The organism is Paenibacillus sp. J22P277, from assembly GCF_059383675.1.
Genome location: NZ_JBXENS010000002.1, coordinates 65137 through 89320, shown reverse-complemented (window position 1 = coordinate 89320; position 24184 = coordinate 65137). Strand labels below are relative to the sequence as shown.

General features: G+C 60.6%; 18 protein-coding genes. 11 read left to right on the top strand and 7 right to left on the bottom strand.

Features of this window, described 5'->3' with window-relative positions; genetic code table 11:
* The first annotated feature begins 34 nt into the window (after nucleotides 1–34).
* From AC50YL_RS05155 to AC50YL_RS05130, 6 genes are all read left to right on the top strand, one after another.
* The gene (locus tag AC50YL_RS05155) at nucleotides 35–3256 is read left to right on the top strand and encodes a glycosyl hydrolase (protein WP_494829917.1); all 3222 of its coding nucleotides are present in this window, start codon (nucleotides 35–37) and stop codon (nucleotides 3254–3256) included.
* Nucleotides 3257–3570: 314 nt separating this feature from the next.
* Nucleotides 3571–4314 carry an alpha/beta fold hydrolase gene (locus tag AC50YL_RS05150; protein ID WP_494829915.1) on the top strand — a complete coding sequence of 248 codons (744 nt, stop codon included), beginning with the start codon at nucleotides 3571–3573 and terminating at the stop codon, nucleotides 4312–4314.
* 66 nt (nucleotides 4315–4380) lie between these two features.
* Complete coding sequence (locus AC50YL_RS05145; RefSeq protein ID WP_494829913.1) at nucleotides 4381–5193, top strand: AAC(3) family N-acetyltransferase; 813 nt, start codon at nucleotides 4381–4383, stop codon at nucleotides 5191–5193.
* A 410-nt stretch (nucleotides 5194–5603) separates the two neighbouring features.
* A complete protein-coding gene (locus AC50YL_RS05140; protein WP_494829911.1) occupies nucleotides 5604–6695 on the top strand; it encodes a Gfo/Idh/MocA family protein in 1092 nt (363 codons plus the stop codon).
* 351 nt (nucleotides 6696–7046) lie between these two features.
* Nucleotides 7047–9482, top strand: a complete 2436-nt coding sequence (locus AC50YL_RS05135; RefSeq protein WP_494829910.1) for an EAL domain-containing protein — start codon at nucleotides 7047–7049, stop codon at nucleotides 9480–9482.
* Between the two features lie 77 nt (nucleotides 9483–9559).
* A complete protein-coding gene (locus tag AC50YL_RS05130; RefSeq protein WP_494829908.1) occupies nucleotides 9560–9865 on the top strand; it encodes a hypothetical protein in 306 nt (101 codons plus the stop codon).
* Between the two features lie 155 nt (nucleotides 9866–10020).
* On the opposite strand, the gene AC50YL_RS05125 is transcribed toward AC50YL_RS05130, so the two are convergent.
* Entirely contained in the window at nucleotides 10021–10908 is an 888-nt protein-coding gene (locus AC50YL_RS05125; RefSeq protein ID WP_494829906.1) for a helix-turn-helix domain-containing protein, read from the bottom strand.
* 251 nt (nucleotides 10909–11159) lie between these two features.
* Here AC50YL_RS05125 and AC50YL_RS05120 point away from each other — a divergent pair, with 251 nt between their 5' ends.
* The 3 genes from AC50YL_RS05120 to AC50YL_RS05110 are packed head-to-tail and all read left to right on the top strand — an operon-like array spanning nucleotide 11160 to nucleotide 14297.
* Nucleotides 11160–12533 carry an extracellular solute-binding protein gene (locus tag AC50YL_RS05120; RefSeq protein ID WP_494829904.1) on the top strand — a complete coding sequence of 458 codons (1374 nt, stop codon included), beginning with the start codon at nucleotides 11160–11162 and terminating at the stop codon, nucleotides 12531–12533.
* Between the two features lie 13 nt (nucleotides 12534–12546).
* On the top strand, nucleotides 12547–13443 hold the full coding sequence (locus AC50YL_RS05115; RefSeq protein ID WP_494829902.1) for a carbohydrate ABC transporter permease: 897 nt from the start codon (nucleotides 12547–12549) through the stop codon (nucleotides 13441–13443).
* A 23-nt stretch (nucleotides 13444–13466) separates the two neighbouring features.
* A complete protein-coding gene (locus AC50YL_RS05110; protein WP_494829900.1) occupies nucleotides 13467–14297 on the top strand; it encodes a carbohydrate ABC transporter permease in 831 nt (276 codons plus the stop codon).
* A gap of 299 nt (nucleotides 14298–14596) precedes the next feature.
* Here the strand turns inward: AC50YL_RS05110 and AC50YL_RS05105 are convergent, their stop codons facing one another.
* The 5 genes from AC50YL_RS05105 to AC50YL_RS05085 all read right to left on the bottom strand — a co-directional run bounded on the left by AC50YL_RS05105 (nucleotide 14597) and on the right by AC50YL_RS05085 (nucleotide 20229).
* On the bottom strand, nucleotides 14597–14860 hold the full coding sequence (locus tag AC50YL_RS05105) for a hypothetical protein (protein WP_494829898.1): 264 nt from the start codon (nucleotides 14858–14860) through the stop codon (nucleotides 14597–14599).
* A gap of 50 nt (nucleotides 14861–14910) precedes the next feature.
* A complete protein-coding gene (locus tag AC50YL_RS05100) occupies nucleotides 14911–15390 on the bottom strand; it encodes a DinB family protein (RefSeq protein WP_494829896.1) in 480 nt (159 codons plus the stop codon).
* Between the two features lie 301 nt (nucleotides 15391–15691).
* Complete coding sequence (locus tag AC50YL_RS05095) at nucleotides 15692–16396, bottom strand: histidine phosphatase family protein (RefSeq protein WP_494829894.1); 705 nt, start codon at nucleotides 16394–16396, stop codon at nucleotides 15692–15694.
* Nucleotides 16397–16414: 18 nt separating this feature from the next.
* The gene (locus tag AC50YL_RS05090) at nucleotides 16415–19357 is read right to left on the bottom strand and encodes a lamin tail domain-containing protein (RefSeq protein WP_494829892.1); all 2943 of its coding nucleotides are present in this window, start codon (nucleotides 19355–19357) and stop codon (nucleotides 16415–16417) included.
* Nucleotides 19354–20229, bottom strand: coding sequence for a metallophosphoesterase family protein (locus tag AC50YL_RS05085; protein WP_494829890.1), 876 nt, complete (start codon nucleotides 20227–20229; stop codon nucleotides 19354–19356). The genes AC50YL_RS05090 and AC50YL_RS05085 overlap by 4 nt, the downstream gene beginning before the upstream one ends.
* Nucleotides 20230–20473: 244 nt before the next feature.
* Here AC50YL_RS05085 and AC50YL_RS05080 point away from each other — a divergent pair, with 244 nt between their 5' ends.
* Both AC50YL_RS05080 and AC50YL_RS05075 read left to right on the top strand, forming a co-directional pair.
* Complete coding sequence (locus AC50YL_RS05080) at nucleotides 20474–21511, top strand: Gfo/Idh/MocA family protein (RefSeq protein ID WP_494829889.1); 1038 nt, start codon at nucleotides 20474–20476, stop codon at nucleotides 21509–21511.
* Between the two features lie 332 nt (nucleotides 21512–21843).
* Entirely contained in the window at nucleotides 21844–22296 is a 453-nt protein-coding gene (locus AC50YL_RS05075; RefSeq protein ID WP_494829888.1) for a hotdog fold thioesterase, read from the top strand.
* 165 nt (nucleotides 22297–22461) lie between these two features.
* Here AC50YL_RS05075 and AC50YL_RS05070 read toward each other — a convergent pair whose 3' ends face one another.
* Nucleotides 22462–23691: a glucose-1-phosphate adenylyltransferase gene (locus AC50YL_RS05070; protein ID WP_494829887.1), complete on the bottom strand. Its 1230-nt coding sequence runs from the start codon at nucleotides 23689–23691 to the stop codon at nucleotides 22462–22464.
* Between the last annotated feature and the right edge of the window lie 493 nt (nucleotides 23692–24184).

Below are 24184 nucleotides of genomic sequence, written 5' to 3'. Positions count from 1 at the left end.
ACGGGTCGCAACAAGACAGGGAGAGGATGATTTGATGAAACGGGTTAGAAAACTCAAAGCGACGATGGCGATATTTTGCGCGGTGGTCCTGATGTTGTCGGTTTTGCCGGGCGCATTCGCGTTCGCCGCGGAAGGGGATGCGGGCACGGAGACCGTTACCCCGCATTCCGGGACGTACATGCTGAAGTCGGCGCTGAAGGGCGAGCAATCCTTATGGGCTTACGCGGAGCAAGAGGTAAGCGGCATTACGGCGAACACGGATTATTCGTTCGGCATGTGGGTGAAGGGGCGCGGCATCGTCACGATGAAGGTGTCGTCGAACGGCTCGACGGTCACCTACAAGCGCCCCGTCGCGACGGATGATTGGACGTATGAAAGCGTCGATTTTAATTCCGGCGCCAAATCCGGCAAGATGGTGTTTTCCGTGGTGGACAGCGCGGCGACCGCATTCCCGCAAAATCAAGTCGCGGGCACGATGTACATCGACGACGCTTACTTCGGCGTGAAGGACTCCGGCGTCAACCTGCTGCAAAATCCGGGCTTCGAGCAAAGCATAACCGGCTGGAACAGCAGCTTGAAGGACGTATTCTCCGTCGTTGCGACCGACGAGACGACGCCCGGCGAGCCGACGGATCCGACCGATCCGCAGGACCCGAACGACGACGGCACGAATTACGATGCGACGGATCCGAGCAACACGACGAATATTTACGCGGGCAACCGTTCCATGCAAGCGGTTACGAAGGGACTCAAGTCCGACTGGAAGTCCGCGACGCAGCAGATCGCCGGGATCACGGCCAATACGGAGTACACGTTCGGCGCCTGGATCAAAGGCAGCGGGGCCGTCACGATCAAGGCGGCGAAGCTCGGCGGCGGCGAGAATCTGCATTTCATGCGTCCGAAAGCGGCAGGTATCTGGACGCACGTAACGACGAGCTTCAACTCGGGCTCGTATGCCGGCACGATCGTATTCTCGATCTCGGACAGCGCGGGCAACGTGCTTCCCCAAGCGGAAGCGGCCGGGACGATGTACATCGACGAATTGGCCTTCGGCCCGACGGGCGGAGCCAATCTGCTGCGCAACACAGGGTTCGAGGAGCAGCTGAAATATTGGGGCGGCGACAAAGGAAACGTCTTCGTCCGGTATCCCGATCAATCGGACAATCCGCCGGCGCGGCAGTACGAAGGCATCGCCAATCTGGGCGCGTATTCCTGGGACCGCAACCCGGACGGCGTATCGGATTTCGGCACGTGGACCGGCACGACCCCGTATCTGGCCGAAGACTTTCTCGAGCAGAATACCTGGTCCGACCTGGAAGGCGGCAACCGGCTGGACGCCTGGAAAGACTCGCCTTATGCGCAGAGCATGCTGTGGGCGACGTATCCGTTCCCAAAATCGGGCGGCAGCCTCGCGGCCGCGGCGCACGGCGATTACAACGAGCATTACCGGCAGCTCGGCGAGAACCTGATCGCGGCCGGCATGGACAACGCGATGATCCGTTTCGGGCATGAGTTCAACGGCGGCTGGTACTACTGGACGGTCGGCAACGCCAACGAACCCGATCACGAGCAGAAATGCGCCGATTTCGCCGAAGCGTTCCGCCAATTCGTCACGACGCTGCGCAGCATCGACGGGCAGCATTTCAAGTTCGTCTGGAACCCGTCGACCGCGGTGTGGGGCGTCGATCTTCCGGCCGCGTTCCCGGGCCGGGACTACGTGGACTTCATCGGCATCGACCACTATGACCAGACGTGGGCGCAGAGCAACGGGCAGCCGCTGTACGGCCCGGCCTACCAAACCGCCGACCCGGCCGAGCGGGCAAGAAGGCAGCAGCTGGCCTGGAACGCCGAGGTAGCGGACGGCAACTGGGGCCTCGGCATGATCGCCGATTTCGCGGAGGACCAAGGCGTTCCGCTCGGAATCTGCGAATGGGGGCTCGCGACGAGGTCCGACGGCATGGGCGGCGGCGACAACCCCGTCTTCATTCAGAACATGCATGATTGGATCGCGAACAACAACGTGGCCTGGCATGTATACTTCAACGTATCGGCCAGCGACGGCGACCATGATTTGTACGATACGGTGGCGTTCCCGCAAGCTTCCGCGAAATTCAGCGAGCTGTGGAACCCCAGCGGCGCGCCTCAAACTTCCCCGGCCATCGCGCCGTCGGACATCGTCGCAAGCGGCGAGTCCTACGCGAAGCTCGAAGGCGAGGACGGCGTTCTCACGGGAAGCGCCTTCCGGTATCACGGAGATCCCTGGGCATCCGGCGGCGAATTCGCGGTCATGTACAGATCCGTCAACGCGCTGACGTTCGCGAACGCGCCGCAGGCGAACGACGGCGTCGCGATCGTGTATCAAGGCTGGCAGTCGGATCAGAAAGCGTCGCTGTACGTCAACGACGCGCTGGTGAAGAAGAACATTTTGTTCCAGCAGCATGGCCGTTCCTGGTCGAACAGCTACGGCTATGTCGTCTTGAACGACGTTCGGATTCCGGCAGGAGCCACCGTGAAGCTGCAGATCAACAAGGACGACGAGTTGGACAATTTCGACAGCCTGAAGATCGACTACCTCCTGCTGCTGGGTACGTCCGGCGGGAGCGGCAATCCCCCCGCGAACCCTGGCGACGGCGGCTCGGCGGTTCCAAGCGTGAAGCTCTATGCGAAGCATGCGACGGTGATCAAGGAGGAAGGCGGCAGCCTGGAATTTTATCTGGCGGTGAACGGCGCGGATAAGCTCAATGCCGTGAGCGCCGATTTCGGCTTCGACAGCTCGAAATTCAGCCTGCGCAGCGTGGAAGCCGTAGGGGCGCCGGGCGCGGTCATCGACAATCGGGTCAGCGGCAATACCGTCCATATCCTGGCCGGCTTCCCGGCTTCGATTACGACGACGGCTTATGCGGACATGATCAAGCTGACCTTCGATCCGCTGGACACGAACGCGAAGAGCGTGCAGGCGGACCTGCGGCTGCTCGGCGCGACGACCGCCTCGAGCGGCGTGAACGCGGATATCGAGCCGACCAAGGACGGCGATTCGGCCTCGATCATGCTTCGTTCGTACGCCGATCTCGCCGACGTCAACGGGGACGGCAGCATGACGGCGGCAGACCTGTCGCTGGCGCTGGACCATTACCGCGCGACGCCGCAGGCTGCCGATTGGAGCAGCGCGTGGCGGGCGGACGTCAATGCCGACGGTATCGTCGACACGACGGATTTTACGATCATCGCGGCCGGCATCTTGGACGCGCGGCCGTAATTCCGGTCGCGGGGGGTGACGGACGTCACGCATCGTCAAGCCTCTCGCGAGCTATTGAAAGGATGCAATTCTACTTCAGGGACGGCTGGGTACGAAGGTATGCGCAATCTGCCGTGCTTTCAGCCAATTATTAATCAGAGCCGAACGGGACACTCGGAAACGAGCGTTTCGTCCGGCTTTTCTTCTGATAGAGGCTCCCTGTCCCGTCATGGTGCAACGCGATGATGCCGAATCGTTTGCCGTTCGCTGACAGGTTCTGTCGCGAGGCCGTGCTACAATGAAGGCAGTAACGAGGAAGAAAGGGAGGCATCGGAATGACGAGGATTTTGGGCAGTCAAGCAGCGGGGCACGAAACCGGGATGCTGTTCATTCACGGCGCGGGATTGCGCGGGAGCATCTGGGAGGAGGTGGCGTCGGGGCTGGGCGCGCCGGCGCTGCTGGCGGATTTTCCGTTCCGCGACGGCTGCGGGCAAGCGAGGCTGCGGCTCGGATTCGCCGATTATACGGCGCATCTCCGCGAGCAAGCGGAAGCGTGGGAGGTTCGCAGGATCGTCGTCGTCGCGCATTCGCTCGGCGGCGTGCCGGCGCTGCAGCTCGCCGCTTCCTTGGCCGCGGAACGGCGGCTGGCGGGATTCGCCGCGGTCGGCGCGGCGATTCCGCGCGACGGCGGATCCTTCCTGTCGGCGCTCCCGATGCCGAAGCGGCTGCTGACGGGCGCGTTCATGCGGCTGTTCGGCACGAAGCCCCCGGCGTCGGCCATCCGGAGCGGGTTATGCCAGGATTTATCGCCGGAGCGGTCCGCGGCCATCGTTGACGGATTCGTGCCGGAAGCGATTCGGGTCTATACGGATGCCTGCGGGGCTGCCGTTCCCCAGGCGCCGTCGCTTTACGTCAAACTGACCCGCGACAAGGAGTTCGGCTCGGATTTGCAGGATCGCATGATTGCGAATATGACGCCGTCCCGCGTGGAAAGATTGGCCGCCGGCCATCTGCCGATGCTGAGCGACCCGGACGATTTGCGCGAAATTCTGCGGCATTTCCTTATTGCGTGCGATTAAGAGAGTTGCATCGAAGCCGCGTTCTCTTTATGATTTAATCACGAATCATAGAGGACGGTGAGCGCAATGGGAGAAAGGGAAATCATCGCGAATTCGGGCATGCCGGTAACGGTGGACCGGATCGTTCGCGATCTGCGGGCGCTTGGCGTCGAAGAAGGCGATACGCTGCTCGTGCACGCGTCGTTATCGAGCTTGGGCTGGGTATGCGGCGGCCCGCAGGCTGTCGTGCAAGCGTTGTTGGAAACGGTCGGGGAAGCCGGAACGATCGTCATGCCCGCCCAAAGCGGCGACTGGAGCGACCCGGCCGAATGGTCCAACCCGCCCGTCCCCGCGGAGTGGCTCGAGCCGATCTACCGCGGCATGCCGGCGTTCGATCCGTTGACCACGCCGACGCGGGGCATGGGACGGATCGCCGAGCTGTTCCGCACGTTTCCGGGGAGCGTGCGGTCGCATCACCCGCAGGTGTCCTTCTCCGCGAACGGGAAGCACGCGGCGGCGATCGTCGCGGATCATCCGCTGACCCCGCAATTCGGCATGGCTTCGCCGCTCGGCAAGCTGTACAACCTGGAGAACGCCAAGGTACTGCTGCTCGGAGCGAGTTACGGCGCCTGCACCGCCTTCCATCTTGCCGAATCGCTTCTGCCGGACATGCCCGCGAAGAAGATGGGCACGGCGATGATGGAATCGGGCGCGAGAACATGGAAATGGTTCACGGATTTCGCATACGATTCCGCCGACTTCAGCTTGATCGGCGCCGTGCTGGACGAACGCGGCGAGCTCCCGGCGAGAGGCAAGGTCGGCGGCGCGGACTGCCGGCTCTTCGGTTTGCAGGCAGGCGTGGACGCGGCTGGCGAGTGGCTGCGGGCGAATCGAATTTAGGAGTGAAATGATGCAAAAGTACAGCAATTTTCTGTCTTGGCACGCATTCAAGCGGATTTCCTGCAAAAATGCAGTATTTCTTCGAATTCGGGAGGCAGATGCGAGAAAACGATTCGAGTTGCTGCACATTTGCAGGAATGATATGCGCGTTGATCGATTTTGAGAAATATTGCTGTAAAATTGCAGGAAAGTGCAAAAGCAGTCGGCTTCCCGCAGCCATTGTCAGTCCTATCGGGCTTCGACTGGCTATTCTGCTATCGTACAGCTGCGGAGGCTCATGCCGCAGGTGATGATCGGATTACTGGCATCCTGTGGACATCCTCTGGCAGAAAATGGGGCGAACGAGTAAGATGAAAGGGAATGCTCCATGCGAAGATGCCTGTTTCTTGCGCATGCGAGGACACGCTATCATGTCGTCGATCGGGAGAGGATGCAGCATCAAAACGTATCGAATCGGTTTAATCGGTCTGGGCGGGATGGCCCAGGCGCATATCAGATGGCTCGCGGAGGCGGGCGAACGGTTCCGGCTCGTCGCCGTCAGCGACGTGAACCCGCTCGCGCTGTCGGCGACTGGCGACAAGCACGGTATATCCGAAGCCAAGCGCTACGCGGACTTCGAACAGCTCGTCGCGGATCCCGACGTGGACGCCGTCGTGGCGGTGACGCCGAACAACGTGCACGCGGCGATCGTGCGGGCCTGCTTGGAAGCGGGCAAGCCCTTCATGGCGGAGAAGCCGTTCACCCGCGTCTTCGAGGAAGCGGTTCCGCTGCTTGCCCTGTACGAACGGCAGCCCGTTCCGGCGATGATCGGCTTTTCCTACCGTTATACCCCGGCGTTTCGCTATACGCGCGAGCTGCTGCGGGACGGGCGGATCGGCGCGGTCCGAAGCTTCTCCGGCCAATATTTGCAGGGCTGGGGCGCGGAGCAGTACGACTGCCCGTACGTTTGGCGGTTCGACAAGGCGATTACGGGCACCGGCACGCTCGGCGACCTGGGGTCGCACATGGTCGATCTCGCGCGGTTCCTCTTCGGGGAGTTCGAGGAGCTGTCGGCGCAGATGCAGACGATCGTTCCGGAGCGGCCGGACCCGCTGACGGGCGGGATGGTCCGCATCGAGGTCGACGATTTCGTCAGCTTCCAAGCGCGGATGGCCGACGGCGCCATGGGCGTGTTCCAAGCGTCGCGCAATGCCGTCGGCTCCGGCAACCAGCACGAGATCTCGATTTACGGCGATCGCGGCACCATCCATGCGTCCACGCTGGACCCCGACCATCTGGTACTGGTCCGGGAGGACGGAGAGGGGCAGCTGTCCCGATCGACGCTGGCCGTGCCGAATCGCTGCAAAGTCACGCAGTACGCGGACTTCCTGGCGGCGCTGGACGGGCTGCCGGCGGACGGGCTGCCCGGCGTGCTCGACGGGTACCGGAATCAAGCGGTGCTGGAGGCGATCGTGCGGGCCAGCGAAACGCGGAGCGTGGTGTCGCTGCATGCCGGTCTATAACAACCTCTTACGCGATGGCATCCCCGGGTAGTTTTGAATTTGAAACGGAACGGGTATAGCTGATGAAGGCTGGTTCGGATCGGATTGAAAAAGCTCGGATCGGAATGCGGGCGGAGTCTGTCGCCGGCAAGCAATAGAAGGATGGCTTCGGGGGAAGAACCGGGGCCGTCCTTCTTTCCGTTTATTTTGAAATGCCGGGAAGAAATCGCTCTTTTAAAATGAATTTTTTCTTGAAAATGGCAAAATTCCGTTTATGATTAGTAAATTGGGACTGTCGCCCGACCGACACTTCATTCCACTTCTTCAGTGAGCGATATTGCGTCCATTACATCCATGAAAAGAGGGACAATAGTGCATCACGTGCATGGCTCCTACGATATGCTGCTGGTTTTGTTTTCTTATGTGGTTGCCGTCGTGGCATCCTATACCGTACTTGATTTGGTCGGCCGCATCAGCACGGCCAAGGGCATTCACCGCTGGGGATGGCTCTGGTTCGGAGCGGTCGCGATGGGACTCGGCGTGTGGTCGATGCATTTCGTCGGCATGCTTGCTTTCTCGCTGAGCGTATCCGTTGCTTATAATTTGTTGACCGTCATTCTATCCGTCGTAGTCGTCATCGCGGCTTCGTTCGTCGCGCTGTACGTCGTCGGACGCGGCCGCCTGTCCGTAGCTCAACTGCTAAGCGGGGGACTGCTGCTCGCGGCGGGCATCTCGGCGATGCATTATATCGGCATGTCGGCCATGCAGATCGGGATTACCTACGAGCCGGTCTTGTTCGCCTGCTCGATCCTGATCGCGATCGTGGCTTCCGTCGCGGCCTTGTGGCTGGCCTTTTATTTGCGCCAAGGGAATGCGCGCGGGGGGCTGTGGAAGAAGCTCGGCAGCAGCCTCATCATGGGCGCCGCGGTCGTGGGCATGCACTACACGGGCATGCGGGCCGCAAGGTTTCATATGGCGGATGCGATGGAAGGCGCGAACGGCATGATGCTGGATCAGAAATTCTTGGCCTTCATCATCGCGGGCGGCACGCTGCTGACGCTCGGGCTGTCGATATTCGGCATTTATATCTCCAATCGCTTCTCCCGTAAAGATTCAGAAATCCAGCAAAGCGAGAAATGGTACCGCTCCTTGTTCGAGAATAACCAGGATGCCATTATATCCATCGATTCGCAGTACCGGATCATCGGCTTCAATCCGGCCGCGATCAAGCTCACGGGCCTATCGGGCGACTCGCTCCGCAACCGGACGATCGAGGGCATATTGCCCTTCGTCGCGGTCGCGGAGCGCGAGCGTACGCGGGAAATGTTCCTGAAGTCGCTGGGCGGGGAGATGCAAAATTATGAGACCGCGATCGTCCACCGCGAAGGGCGCCGGATCGACGTCAGCGTCGTCAACGTGCCGGTCGAACAGGACGGACAAGTCGTCGGCAGCTACATTATCGCCAAGGACGTGACGGCGGAGAAGGAATCGAAAGAGAAGATTCAATACCTGGCCTTCCACGATGAATTGACGGGCATGCCGAACCGGCGCATGTTCAATCAGGCGCTGGCCGGGGTCATCCAGAGCGACGCCGACCGCTTCTCCGTCATGGTGATGGACATGGACCGGTTCAAATTGATCAACGATTCGCTCGGGCATACGTACGGGGATCTGTTTCTCCAGGAAGTCAGCCAGCGGATTCTGCGCTGCACGAGCGATTATCGCGTGAAGCTCGCCCGCATGGGCGGCGACGAGTTTACGCTGCTGTGCGACAGCTGCTACGGGAAGGAAGAGGTCGCCCGCATCGCGGAACGGATCATCGAGGAGGTCGCGATCCCGTACCGGCTGAAGGAGAACGACTTTTACGTCACGGCCAGCATCGGAATCGCCGTCTATCCGCAGGACGGGGAGGACGCGGTCCAATTGCTCAAGAACGCCGACACGGCCATGTACGAGGTCAAGAAGAACGGCAAGAACGGCTACCAGTTCTATACCGGCGAGCTGAACGCGCAGCTGCAGGAGAAGATCGAGCTGGAGGTCGAGCTGAGGCAAGCGCTGCTGCGCGACCAGCTGTTCCTCGATTACCAGCCGCAGATTCGGGCCGGCGACGGGCAGATGATCGGCGTCGAGGCGCTCGTCCGCTGGCGGCATCCGTCCAGAGGCACGATCTCGCCGGGCGTATTCATTCCGATCGCGGAAGAAACCGGCATGATCTACGAGCTCGGGACATGGGTGCTGCGCGAAGCCTGCCGGCAGATGAAAACCTGGCATGACGCGGGCGGACCGCTGATTACGGTGTCCGTCAATCTCTCGTCCCAGCAGTTTCACCAACCCAATCTAACGACATATATCAAGGGTATCCTGGAGGAAACGGGGCTCGAGCCGCAGTATTTGGAGCTGGAGATCACGGAGAGCATGATGATGGACGCGGCGGTCTCGACCGGCATCCTGAACGAATTGACCGAATACGGCATCCGCATCAGCCTGGACGATTTCGGGACGGGCTACAGCTCCTTGAGCTACTTGAAGCTGCTGCCGATCCACAAGCTCAAAATCGATCGTTCCTTCATCCGCGACATCGTCGTGAACAAGAACGACAAGGCGATCGTCGCGACGATCATCTCGATGGCGCAGCATTTGAACATGGACGTCATCGCGGAAGGCATCGAGACGAAAGAACAGCTGGATATCCTGACGGACAACGATTGCGAGAAGATTCAAGGCTACTATTACAGCCGGCCGCTCCCCGCGGTTCAAGTGGAGCAGGAGTTCTTCGCTCCGATGCGGATCGCCGCTGCCGCGAAGTAATGCAAGCTGCCGGAATGGATACACTAGAATCGGTGCAGGGAATCTCGTGCCGTGCCGACCGATAAGGAGGGACGCCCGTGGCATTCGGCGTGAAGCGCGAGGAATTGGAACAGTGGAAGGCGCAGGTGGCGCGCGGCGAGATCGCCTTCTTGACGCATTATTGGCTCGAGCCGCGGTTCAAGGACATCAAGACCGTGACCAAGGTCGGCTGCGGCGATCTCGACAAGCTGACCGCCTGGTGCAGAAGCAACGGACTGGATCCGAAGTATATCCACCGCCGGCAGCCGTTTCCGCATTTCGACCTGATCGGCGAGAAACAGCTGGAGATTCTGAAGCGGGAAGGGCTGTGGGAGCAGCTGGAACGGTTTAAGCTGCAGGATTGAACGCGCGCTGCGGCGGGCTGCGGGTTGAGAAAGAAATAACGGCTGCTTCCGGTCATGGACCGGAGGCAGCCGTTTTTGCGTGGGGGTCGCCAGCGGGCATGGGCGGAGATGGCAGGCGCATTTCAGTCCGGGCAAGCGCGCGGGTTCTGCCGAATCTATCCTGCCGATACCGACTCCCCGTCGCCTTCCCAGCCTGACCTTGCCCCCATTCCCTTTTTCCGGTAATCCGACGGATTCATCCCGTAGAACTGCAGGAATTTCCTCGCGAAGAAAGCCGAGGAGTTGAAGCCGACGTCCATCGAGATCTCGATGACCGATTTCTTCGTATTCAGCAGGAGCTTCGCGGCCTGTTTCAGCCGTTCCTTTTGAATGACGTCGACGATCGTATGGCCGACCTGCTCCTTGAACAGATGCGCGAGGCGCGAGGGGGACAGGTACACTTTGTTGGCGAGCTCCTTGATCTGGACGGGCTGCGCGTAGTGCAGCAAGAGGTAATCCATCACTTCCTTGATGCGCGGGTCCAGGCGGGCACTGTCTTCGTGGTGGTGCTTGGCGAGGAGCAGCAGGATTTCTTCCAGCGCATTGACGGACAGCTCTTCCGTGAACGCTTCCGGTTCGCCCTGATTATAACGGATTAACCGTTCGAACGCCTGCTCGACCTGCTGCCGCATGCCGCTTTGGCCGAGCCGGAGATAGAGGAACCCGTTGTGCTCCTTTGGCAGGGACAGCCACGAGAAGACCTGCGCCTTCGGCGTGAAATGGCACCACATCTTCTTCCATACGCTGTTCGCGGCGGTATAGAAATCATGGGGCGTGCCCGGCGGAATGAGGACGAGGTCGCCGCTCGTGCATTCGTAAGGCGCGTCGTCGTTCTCCACGATGCCTTTTCCGGACAGCGTGAACATCAGCAGCCAATCCTTGGTTCCTTTCGAACGATGGCAGAAGTATCCGTAGGCTTTATCGTAGAGTTCGGTCGCCAGGACGCCGGGCGGACGTTTCTTAGGCGTTTCGTACCAAAGGGGGACAGGCGGCTTTTGATGCATGCGGGCACGCTCCTTTCTGCGAGTTGCTTGTCTCTTCAGTGTAGGCGGAGAACGTTAGGAGAGATCATGGCAATCGTGAAGAAAAGGTAAATTTCCCGCAGCAATGCGGCATGCGGCCGCGTGCGGCGGCTGCCGATAGCAGGATTGTAGTGTTATTCAGCCGTTTCGAGCGCTCTTTGCGGCGAGGGGCGGTTCTATAATGAACACAGGATCGATCCGAAGCCAACCAACCCCAACGAGGAGTGACATTTGTGACCAAACGCTTTCGCTTTACGCTTACGATGTGCATCATGATCGGCCTGCTCGCCATGCTGTCGGCCTGCGGTTCCGCCGCCAACGATACGCAAGGCGCCGGCAATGCCGCGGACAAGGGCGGCAACGCCGCGCAAAATGCCGCCAATGCCCCGGACGATGCGCCCCCGGCCGAAGAACCGGCGAAGGAAGTCGACCTGACCTGGGTAGGCTGGTCCGGATCGGACAAGCCGTGGATTCCCATCATCCAGCACATGATGGACGACTGGAATACGGCCAACCCGAAGGAGCAGGTCAGCTGGCTCGGCTGGCCGTGGGATCAGACGCTGCAGCAAATTCTCGTGCGCAACCAGTCCAAGCAGCCGATGGATATCGGCCAGACCGATCTCGGATGGCTGAAGACGCTGGCGGATTCCGGCGCGCTCGCGGATCTGGGCCAGCTGTTCGACAAGCAGTGGCTGGCAGACAATTTCGAGCCGTCCGCGCTGGATGCCGGCCGCATCGACGGCGTGCTGTACGCGCTGCCGTGGACGATGTCCGCGACTTCGATGGTCAATAATCCGACGCTGCTGGAGAAGGCGGGCATTACCGCTTCGCCGGCCACGATCGCGGAATTCGAAGCGGACCTCGGCAAACTGAAGGCGCTCGGTCCCGACATCGTGCCGTACGGCATGCTGACCAAGTCGGCCTCGGCCAGCAACGACATTCAAGTATGGCTGAAGGTGTTCGGCGGCGACGTATTCGACGACGCGGGCAATATCATCCTCAACAACGCCGCGGGCGTGAAGACGCTGGACTGGTACAAGAGCCTGCTGGCCAAAGGGTACGTCAAGATGGACATGGCCCGTGCCGACGCGCGCAACCTGTATTTGCAGGACAAGGTCGGATTCTACGAGGATTCCATCCTGGCCAAGGGGCTGGAGCTGACGAACGGCGTCGCGGAAGCGGACGTGACGAAGCATCTGGTGCCGATTCCGCGTCCGGTGCTGAACCAAGGCGACAAGACGCTGGATAAAATGTGGGGCCATCACCTCGTCGTTTTCAATAATTCGCCGAACAAGCAGCAGGCGGCCGACTTCATCAAGCAAATCGTCGGCAAAGACAACTCGCTCTACTATTTCCAAAACGGCGGCCTGCTGCCGACCATGAAGTCGGCTATCACGGATCCGATCGTGCAGAATGATCCGACGTCGAGCAAATTCCTGGAGATCACCAAGAACAGCACCTCCGTCGATACCGATGCTTACAATCAGAAGGCGGCGCTCGACAACGTCATCGTGGAAGAATTCCAAGCGGCGATGCTGAACAAGAAGTCGAGCCGGCAAGCGCTGGACGATGCGGCCTCGCGCATTGCGGCCGAGCTGAAGAAATAAGGAGAAGTCCCCTATGAACAAATCCAATCGCGGGTTGCGGTTGACAGAAAGCCAATTTGGCTTTCTGTTGCTTTTTCCGGCGCTGATCGTCTATGCCGCCGTGCTGCTGTATCCGCTGCTGAATTCGACGTACATGAGCTTCACGGACCAGACGCTGCTGAAAGCCGACCGGCATTTCATCGGGCTCGCGAATTTTCGCGCGCTCTGGAACGATCCCAATTTCCTGGACGTGTTCCTGCATACCGTCGTGTTCGTGGTCGGGGCGACGATTGCGCCGTTCATCCTTGGGTTCGTCTGGTCCATCGTGCTGCAGCAGGGGTTCAAAGGGTCCAAATGGCTCCGCAGCCTGACGCTGGTGAACTGGGTGCTGCCCGGCACGGCGATCAGCTTCCTGTGGATGTGGATGTTCCAAAGCAATTACGGCGTGATCAACGGCCTGCTGATGAAGCTGGGCCTGATCTCGGAGAATATCAATTGGCTCGGCTCCACCAATTACGCGATGGCCGTCGTCATCCTGGCGTCGACCTGGAAAGGCGTCCCGTGGTTCATGGTCTTCTTGTTCGGCGGGCTGCAGGCGGTGCCGCGCGAGCAGCTGGAGGCGGCACGGATGGACGGCGCTGGCAACGTGACGGCGTTTCTGAAGATCGTCTATCCGAGCATGCGGCCCATTATCGCCGTGTCGCTGATCCTCGGCGCCATCGGCAATTTGCAGCAGTTCGACCTGCAGTGGGTCATGACCGAGGGCGGTCCCGCGCGGGCGACGACGACGTTATCCATCGAGGTGTACCGCAGCGCGTTCCGCGAATGGGACTTGGGCAGGGCTTCCGCCATCGGCCTCGTCTGGGTGCTGATCATGGGGGTGTTCGCCGCGTTCTATCTGCGCCGTATGCGCGAGCAATTGAAATCATAACCGACACGAAGGAGGCAAGCCCCATGTTCGAGCAAACTTCAGGCTTCCGGGTGTTCTTCTGGATTTCGCTCGTCTGCCTGACGGCGTTTCTGTTCTTCCCGCTGTATTGGATGCTGAATTCCGCGCTTAAGCCGGCGTCCGACATCTTCGATCTCTCGTTCATCCCGCATCACCCGACATGGGGACATTTTGGGGAAGTTTTCCGGGATCGGGAGATCCGGCGCTATTTCGTTAACAGCCTGACGCTGTCGATCGCGAGCTGCGTCTTCGCCACGATCATCTCCGCTTACGCCGGGTACAGTTTCTCCAAGTACCGGTACCGCGGACGCATGTCCTTCATGCTGCTGTTCCTCATGGCCAAAATGTTCCCCTACGCGGTGCTGCTGCTGAGCATGTACGCGCTCATGCTGAAGCTGCAGCTGCTCGACAATTACCTCTCGCTCGTGCTCGCTTACGTGACGTTCACGCTGCCGGTCGGCTGCTGGACGCTGAAGACGTACTTCGACGGCATCCCGGACGAGCTGATCGAATCGGCCAAGATCGACGGCGCCGGCAATGCGCGCATCCTGCACCGCGTCATCCTGCCGCTGGCCGTGCCCGGCCTCGTGTCGGTCGCGATCTACGGCTTCGTATGGAGCTGGAACGACCTGCTGTATTCGCTCACGCTCGTCACGTCGCCGGAGAAGCGCACGCTGGCTCCCGGGCTGATCCTCAGCTATCTCGGCGAAGCGCAGCAGGATTGGGGCGGCATGATGGCGGCTTCCATCGCGGTGTCGCTGCCCGTCACGTTGCTGTTCCTGCTGCTGCAGCGGTATTTCATTCAAGGGCTGGTCGCAGGCGCGGTGAAGGGCTAGCCGCGGTTGCCGGTCGGAGGTTGAGCGTCGGGAGAGGACATGGCCGGCCGAACGCAAAGGGCGGAAATAACGGTGTCCATCCCGTAAACGAAAGAGCAGACCACCGTTGTGATCTGCTCGGGCTCATGTTCAATGACGGACAAGCGGGGGAACAACATTCACGTCCTGCACCATAAAAGGGAATTTCTTTGCCTCATCCTGGGCCAACCGCTTGATTCGCTCCATGATCTTGAGAACGCTTGGCGGCCCGATGCCGATGACCGCGCTGAACGCATGCGTTTGCCCTTTCATGGACCAACTCAATGTATCTTGTATCCGTCGCATACCATGTCGGGCTCGAATCCGGAAGCTTCCACCTCCCATGGCCGGGCCGCTAAAGCCTTGGCCAGGTTTTGGTACACCCGCTTGGAAGCCGGCCAGCGGTGGCCATCCGGCATAGCAATCGGTAAATCGGAGCCTTCGCAATCATATTCCATCGTTCCGTCCGGACGGTAAAGGAGCTTGGTGTAACCCATGGGATGGCTTCCGAAAAACTCCAATTGCATCCAATCGACGACCGTCATATCGTACTCCCTTCTCTCCAAGCAAGCGCAAAGACCCGTTAAGGAAAAATCTATTTTTCGAATAGCTTTCTGCCGACAAAGTTGGCCGTAACCGGCTTCTTGCCGAGTTCTCGCGACCAGACCGATAATTGGCCGGCGTGATGGATCTCGTGCGCGATCAGGTGCCGCATCACTTCCCCGTACGTATGGGCTTCCCGTTCCCCTTCATCCGTGATATCGATCATGATGCGGTCCTCCAGGCTGTCGTTCCAATCGCAGACGAACGGAGCGAGCTCGGCGTGGCAGCGTTCGGAGAGGTCGCGCACTTGCCCCAAGCTTGCCACGTCCCCGAACGAAGGGACGTCAATCGCTTTTTCTTGAATGCCGCCGCAGATCCAGCCATACTCGACCGTCACGATGTGGTACAGCGTGGGAAGGATGTATCCGATGCCGCCGGTGCGTTTCTTCAGCAGCTCCTCCGCGCTCACGTCCTCGCACCAGTCAAACCACTCTTTGCGAACCTGCCAGTTATACCGGAATAGTTTTAACATGTCGCCGCCTCCTTGAAAAACTTGTATTTCTTACCATTCGCGAAAAAAGTAAACTTTCCTGCCGAGCCGGTTTATCTGTTACGGATAACCGCAAGCACGGTCTCTCCATCGGCGGCTTGCCATTGCGACTCTTAGTAGATGGCCGCCGATTCGCGGCCAAGCGCAGCATTAGGCGGCGTCGCGAACGCGCGGCACATGCGGCAAGCCTTTACCGCGCGCATCTCCCGGCGCGCCTCATTGCGCCGAAGGCGCCGTGCGTCAGGACGCAGTAAATGGCGAAGATAGATCGTAGTGCCGCGGACTACCCGAAGTTGGCGATAATGCCCTGCCGGCTGACGGGAAGTCCAGCCTCGTACAGGTGGGAGACGTCCCCCGCGCCGAGGCACCGGGGGACCGCCCATTCCTCGGAGCGGGCGTCCATCAGGATCGTCGTCACCGAGCTGGGCGGGAGCCAGAAGCCCGACCAGACGAGAGGAAGCGGAATCTCGAGCAAATGCGCGAGCCAGGCGAGGCCGAAGCCCATGTGGCAGAAGACCGCCAGCTTGTCGTCGTTCTCCCGGAGAATCCGGTATTTGCCGCCTTCCCGGCGGTAACCGGCCGCCTCCATGAAGGCATCGGACTGCCGCTTGAGCTCGGCGAAGCCCTGCTCGAACACTTCGCCGCTGAACGGCTCCATCCGCGTCCACGTATCCCGTGTCGGGTACGGTCTCGCGCCGCGGATGATTTCGCCGTCCACGTTCCAGGGGGCGATCGTGCCGCCCTGGTTATCCGGCACGTCCCAGCCGCGGATCTCCGACAGCCAAGGCTGCGTCTCGAACGGCAGCCCGGTCAACGCCCGGGTGTAAACCATCGTATGCTGCGCCCGCTTGAGCGGGGAGCAGTAGATACGGCTGATGTCCTCGGCCGCGATTCGTCTGGACAACGCCTCGGCTTCCAGATGGCCGGCGGCCGTGATCGTGTCGTTCTCATAGTCGGGATCGGCGTGACGAATGATGTAGATGCGCAAGCGATACACTCCTTAAAGTCATTGCGGAACCTGTCCTGCCGAGACGGTTCCGGGCGTAGGCGTCTGATGGAGCGAAGCGGGCGAGCGCCGCTCCATTTCCCGTTTCACGGGATCGAATGCCGCCGGGTAATAGTAGGCGATGCTCTGATTCTGCGCGGCGTCGCAGCCCGTGGCCGGCACGCAGGCGTTATCGCCGATGCCGGGATTGTACCGGACGAAGGAATAGCGGTCCGTGTCCTTGTCGCCGAACGGTCCGGCGATCGCCAGGAACCGCTCCTTCGTCGCGTCCCATTCGGCGCCGGTAACGTAGACGAATTGGTTGGCGGCCAGGCTCGTGCCGTAAACGGCGTTGAAGTCGGCGACGGTCTTCGTGGGATCGGCGAGCAGCCAGACGATTTTGGTGCCGTGCGCCGGGATCGTCATGCCTCCCCCGCGACCGGCATCGTGCAGCGTGTACCGCAGCAGCTCGTAATTCCACGGATCGGCGAACTCGTACCGCCAGTAATAGTTGAGCTGATGCCCGCTCAGGTCGATCGCGGAGCTGCTGTTGTTATAGAGCTCGACGTACCGGTAAGCGTTGTTCCCCGAGGATGACAGTACCGTCTCCGTGATGAGCAGCGCCCCGGGTACCGTGCCGACCGGCTTTGTCGCGGCGGTCACGGCCGTCAAAGGCGTCGCCATCAGGCGGTCGATCGGATAGATGCTGGCGTAGCCCGTCATGTATTTCGGAGCGGCGTTCTCGAACGAGACGTACAGCGTGCCGTTCGCGCTGAACAGTCCTTCCGACTGCGGCGGCATCATGATCGTGTTCACGAGGTTCACATGGTCCATGTACCAGACGGGAACGTTCGGCGAGCCGAAGCGGTTGGTCGTCGTGTTCGGCGTGCCGTTCAGATTGATCTGGTAGACGAGCAGCTCGCTGTCCCATTCCGGGCCGTACGACTTGCTGACGATGAATTTATCGCCGGACACCTCGACGCCCTGCACTTCGTCCGGGACGGAGATGATGTAGTTCGGCACGACGGCGCTCGTGCCGGGCCGCAAGCGGGTCCGGTCGACCGTGTCGGCGGCGTTCAGGCGGAAACCGGCCATCCATGCTTTGTTGACGCGTCCGTCGCGGTTCGTCATGGCATGCGCGGGATCGGTCTCGTAGTTGTAGCGGCCGTATTCGCTGACCCATACGATGCCGTTATCGATGCCGACGGCGCCGGCTTTGTTTTCCAGCTCGATGGCGTCATTGAAAATCAGCTTGTCGCCGTTGACCGCGGCGACGAAATCGGCCAGCTTGAACTGGTACAAATACTTCCACGAGGTGATCCAGCCGTTGGTCGCGCTGAGCGCGACGCCGGCGGCATGCTCCGTGTACGCCGTGCCGGGATCCTTGTACAGCCGGACGTACTTCACGAGCTGGCCCGTCGATTTATCGACCGCGGCCAGGATGCTCGGCGCGCCCTTGTCGCTGTAATACGACAGCAGAATCCAATCCTTGGGGGCGTAATAATCGGCGCCCTGCACGATGTAATCCTGATTGAGGCCCGGAATGATCGGGCCGGGCGCGCTCATGCCCAGATACTTGTCGTAGTTGACCGTATGCTTCGTAATGGCGATCGGCATGGCTTCCTGGGTGACGGGCTTCGGCGGTACTTGACCGGCCATGACCGCGCCGGGCGACGGGGCTTGATGGAGCGAATCCGGATTGACGCGTCTCATCTCCCTGGAAGCCGTATCGAACGAATCGGGATAAAAGTAGTCCACGCTCTGGCCTTTGTTGAAATCGCAGTTCGTCGTGCAGGCATTCAGCCCGGCGTCCGCATTGTAGCGGATGAAGGAATGCCGGTCGTTGACGGTGTACGGGGCGGCGGCGATCGCCATGTACCGCTGGTACGTGTAAGCCCAACCGCTATTCTGGGTATAAACGAAGGCGCTCGCGGGCAGATTCGTGCCGTACGCGGCGTTGAAGTCGGCGACGGTCTTGGTCGGATCGGAGAGCAGCCAGATGATTTTGGTCGAATAGGGCTGGATGTTCATGTCCGTCGCCCGACCGGCGGATATGATGTCTTCCTGCGAGGAAGCGCTGTTATTCCAAGGCTCCGAGGAGACGGCCTGGTAATAATAGAGCAGCTTCTGTTCCGCCAGATTGATCGCTTGGCCGCTGTTGTTGTACACCTCGATGTACCGGTAGGGCTCGTTCGTGCCCGGCGATTGGATCATCGCTTCCGTGATGAGCAGCTTGCCTGGCGGAGTCGGCACCTGACCGGATGATACCGCTCCCGGCGTCGGCGCCTTATGCAGCGATTTGGTAGGAATGCGTTCCATCTCGCGGCTCGTCGCGTTGAAGACCGCAGGATAGAAATAATCGACGCTTTCTCCCTTGGCGAAGTCGCAGTCTACGCCCTGCGTGCATGGCGTCGTGCCGGCATCGGCGTTATAGCGGATGAACGTAACGCGGTCGGCATCCTGGCCGTAGGGCGCCTTAACGATCGCCAGATAGCGCTGGGACGCGTAAGCCCATCCGCTGCCCTGCGTATAGACGAACCGGCTGGCGTCGAGACTCGTGCCGTAGGCGGCGTTGAAGTCGGCGACGGTCTTCGTCGCGTCGGATAGCAGCCAGACGATCTTGGTGCTGTACGGGTGGATGTACATATCGGTGGCCCGGCCGGCGGAGATGATGTCGGACGGGCCCGCGGCGCTGTTCGACCACGGGTTGGACGCGACGGGCTGATAATAGTACATGATCTTATAGTCGGCAAGGTCGATGGTGCGGTCCGTGTTATTGTAAATCTCCAAATAGCGGTACGGCTCGTTGGTGCCCGGCGATTGGATCATCGCCTCCGTCAGGAGCAGCGTCGGCGGGTTCTCGGCGGCTGCGAAGGCCGAACGGGACCCGGCGATCCAGCAGGCGCCGAATACGATCAGCAAGCCGAACGCGAAGGTCCAGCGGCGAAATGCGGTTGCTTTCATGGAAATACGCTCCTCTCTATGGGTGATTCAAGATAAGGATAGCCGACTTCGAGATAGCGGAGCCGGACGGCGCCATCCGCCTCGAGAGTAATCGCGTTCACGTACGATTGCTCTCCGGCGACCATCGCGACGCCGTTGACGAACGTCAGGTTCGGCGCCATGCGGCGAATCTCCGCCGCCGGATGCACGTGATGATGGCCGGCAAAGTAATACACGTCCTTCGCCTGACCGCTCTCCGGGCTGCCGGTCCCGACGTTCTCGGCCAGACGGACGAATTGCCGGACATGCTCCTGGTCGAAGTACGCCTCCGGTCCGCCGATGCCGTTATGCGCGAACACGAAGATCACCGGCTCCGGGCAGGCGCTCATCTCCTGCTCGAGCCAAGCGAACGCTTCGGGCTCGATGGTGCCGAGGCAGGATCCGGCGCGGTGCTTGCCGTCTTCCCCAACGTACGTGTCGAGCAGCAGCACGCGCGCGGAGATGCCGTGACCGGCCGTCACCGCGAAGGAACGGTTGAAATGGCTGCCCGCGACGATCGGCGCGGCCGGGCCGCAAAGCTGGTTCGCGAGCAAGTCGTACCCGTTGTCCAGATCATGATTGCCGATCATGATCGCCTTGGGACTCCGAATGCGTTCCCAGTGGACAAGGAAGGAAGCCAGGCTCTGCTTCTTGTCCACGATGTCCCCCGTGCAGACGAACAATTCCGGCATCTCCCGATTGGCGATGTCGACCGCCTGCCGCCATTTATCCAGCGATCCGTAGAAATGCCGCTCGGCGAATACGGCCTCCGGATGCTCCGGCCGGTCGGTCACCCGGTCTTTGATATGCAAATCCGTGGTCCAATGAATCGTCAATTTTCCGCTGCCGGACATAAATGCCTCCTTCGGTTTCAAGCTGCAGATGGCCATCTGAGAGCAAGGATACCGAAGTCGAGCCGCGGATAAAACGCCGATTCGGCTAAGTCGGCGCATGATGCTGCTATTCTGGGTCGGGCGGCCGTTCGGCTGCGCGAGGCCGCTCCGCGAACGCAGCTGCTTCCGACCCGTCATGTTGCGGTTAATAAAGAGGCAGAGGCCTTGCGCTAGAGGCCGACTATGGAGTACGGGGTGAGGACGAATGAAAATCAAAGTCGCGATTATCGGCTGCGGCTCGATCTCGGAATTCCGCCATGCGCCGGAGTACGCGGCGAACGCCCATGCGGAGATCGTCGCGTTCTTCGATCATAATCCGGAACGGGCGGAGCGGCTTGCCGACATGTTCGGCGGCAAGGTCGCGCCGAGCATCGACGCGATCATCGAGGACCCGGCGGTCGATGCCGTCAGCGTCTGCACGTCGAACGAAACGCACGAGGAAGTCACGGTCAAGGCGCTCCGGGCCGGCAAGCATGTGCTGTGCGAGAAGCCGATCGCCATCTCGGTGGCGGGGGCGAGGGCCATGATGAAGGCCGAGGAGGAGTCGGACTGCGTGCTCATGATCGGCCACAATCAGCGTTTCTCCAAGGCGCATATCGTGGCGAAGCGCCTCGTCGCCTCCGGCGAGATCGGCAAGGTGCTGACGTTCCAGACGACCTTCGGCCATAGCGGACCGGAGCATTGGGCGTTCGAGAAAAGCAAGGATTCCTGGTTCTTCAGCAAGGACCGGTCCGTGCTCGGAGCGGCGGGCGACCTCGGTATCCACAAGCTGGATCTGATCCGGTATCTGCTGGAGGACGAGATCGCGGACATCGCGGCATTCGGCGGGGCGCTGCACAAGACCGACTCGGACGGCGAGCCGATCGCCGTCAACGATAATATGGTCTGCATCGTGAAGACGGAGGGCGGCGTGCTCGGCACCGTCTCGCTCAGTTGGACCTACTACGGCGAGGAGGACAACAGCACGACCCTGTACGGGGAGAAGGGCATCGTGAAAATATTCGCCAACGAATCCTACCCGGTGCAAGTGAAACGCAGCGACGGCACCTCCCGGCAATACGAGATCGACGGCATCCAGACGAACGACAGCCAGACCGACAGCGGCGTCATCGACGCGTTCATCGACTGCATCCGGAAAGGCAAGAAGCCGCCGGTCAGCGCCCGGGACGGACTCGTCTCGCTGAAGCTGATCCAGGCGGCGATGAAGGCAGCCGAGGAGCGGCGTTCCGTGCGCGTGAAGTGAGCGCGGAGTGCGGGTGGAATTACGGTTGCCGGATAGGAGCGGCGGCAATCTTCGGAGAGGCCGATGCATTCGTTTAAGAAGAAAGAAAGAGCAAGCATCTCGGATTAGGAGAGCTTGCTCTTTCTTCTTACTTAGGGTCGTTTTTACGCTAAGGCGGGTTGCGGGATGTCCATTAACAGGAGAAATCGTGAGGTGAGTCGTTTGTATGCAGCCTTAATTTTCGGCAATGCTGGAAAAGTACGAAGCTCCGCCGCATGGCGGCATGAAGCCGCCCATCGTTCCATACGATGAATTAACCGTGAAACTAGCCCGATCCGAAGGAGGGAACATGCATGATCGTCGCCCAAGACGTTCTCGACTTGCACCGAATGACCCATGAAGCGTTTGTCGCGTGGATGAAGGAAAAGGCCGCAAGCTCCGTCATCGGCCTCATGGATATCGAATTCGCGGAGCTGGCCATGGACCGCGTCGTGCTCGAGATGCCCGTGGGCCCGAAGGTTCATCAGCCGGCCGGCATTCTGCACGGCGGCGTGTCCGTGCTCCTAGCCGAGACCGCGGCGTCCATCGCGTCGGAGCTCAATATCGATCCGTCGAAATACGCGGCGGTAGGACTGGAGATCAACGCCAATCATCTGCGTCCCAAATCGGACGGCCGCCTCGCCGCCGTGGCGACGCCGCTGCACCGGGGGCGGAAGACGATGGTGTGGGACATTCGAGTCGCCGACGAAGCCGGCAAGCTCGTCTGCATCTCCCGCTGCACGGTGGCGATCGTCGAAAAACAGTGATCGAACGACTAAACACGAAAGACGCAAGAAAGCCCGACACGAGGAGGCATAGCCATCCCCGTTCGGGCTTTCTTGCGTATGGATAGTCCCGTTCGCCGCCCGCTTGCCCGGATCGGAGCCGCGGCGCGTGCGGTGAATCGGTCGTTCGCTGCTTATGGATAGGAATTAAACCTTGTCGTAGGCGATCCCGGCCGAAGCGGGCGTCTCCCGGTCGTATAACGACTGCGGCAGCCGGTCCGGCGTGACGACGAAGCGCGGATGCGCCGTGACGCGTTCGCCCGGGGCGATGACGGTGACCTCGCCGTTCAGGCTGCCGATGACCGCGCCGTCCTCGACGATCGCACCTTCGCCGATAATGGCGCGGGAGAGCTGCACGTCCCGGCCGATGCGAACGCCCGGCATGAGGATGCTTTCGCGAATGTCCGCGCCTTCGTCGACGGCGACGTCGCCGAATACGATGCTGCGGTCCAGGTCGCCTTTGATCGAGCTGCCGTGGTGCACGTACGAGCTCTGAACGTCCGCGTTCGGACAGAGATAGGTGCGCATGGCGCTGCTTCGCCTCCGGGAGAGAATCGGCCAAGGTTTGGCTTTCGTCTCGGCCGCCGCGTCCAGCTCGCCGTCGATGAGATCCATGTGGGCTTCCCACAGGCTTTCCACGGTGCCGACGTCGCGCCAGTAGCCTTCGAACGGATGGGCGAGCAGGGGCGTGCCTTCCTTCAACATGCGCGGAATGATGTCCTTGCCGAAATCATGGCTCGAGGCCGGGTTCCGGCGGTCCGCCAGCAGCGCCTCCCGCAGGGCCGCCCATTTGAAGATATAAATGCCCATGGAAGCCAGGTTGCTTTTCGGTTTCGCGGGTTTTTCCGCGAAATCCCGGATCATCCGCCGCTCATCCGTCATCATGATGCCGAAGCGGCCGGCCTCGCGCCACGGCACGCGCTTCACCGCGATCGTGGCCGCCGCGCCGCCGGCGATATGATCCTGCAGCATGGTGCGGTAGTCCATCCGGTAGATATGGTCGCCGGACAGGATGAGCACGTGCTCGGGCGATTGCTCGTCGATGAAGCCGATATTTTGGTAAATCGCATCGGCCGTTCCCAGATAGCCCTCCTCGCCGGCGCTGCCGGAAGGCAGCAGCGTGATGTTCGCCGATTGTCCGTTCGTTCGCCAAGAGGAACCGTCTCCGATATGCGCATGAAGCGAATCCGCCATGTACTGCGTCAACACCCCGACCGTTTCGATCCCGGAATTGATGCAGTTGCTGAGCGTGTAGTCGATGATGCGGCAGTTGCCGCCGAAAGGCACGGCCGGCTTTGCCATGGACGCCGTCAGCGGCGCGAGCCGCCGTCCCTCTCCACCGGCTAACAGCATTGCGACACAACCATTCGAATTCATTTCGTTTCCTCCCCGAAGTCCGTTGTACTAGTTAATACACGCGGCAAAATAGGATGAAACGCCCAAAAAAATTTCCTCCGGCGCGGGAAAAAGCGGCGCTTCAAGCGGCAAAAGGACGGGTATATACCCGCGGTTTTTTGCGGCCGACGCATGTCCGGGACTGTCGGTGGGGGAGGGGGGCGCTCAACGCGAAACGAACGTACCGCTTCCGCGCGGTTCAAGGGTACGTTCGGTTTGGCGAGGGGCAGCCTGGGCACCTCGTACCCGCACGATGCATGCGGACAAACGCTGCGATTACGCTTGGCGTACTGCGCCCAGTAAAGTATATGAGCCGACCTGTGCGTAAATTAACGGAATGCGTCCATAATGCGGAAAAATCTGTTTTACCCGCTTCCGAACGCCGAATTCGCCTAGTAACTGGGATTTAATCATTCTGCTTGTCTTTCCTATGCCAATCCTGCTGCCATTTCGCCTCCATTGACGCGACGCACCT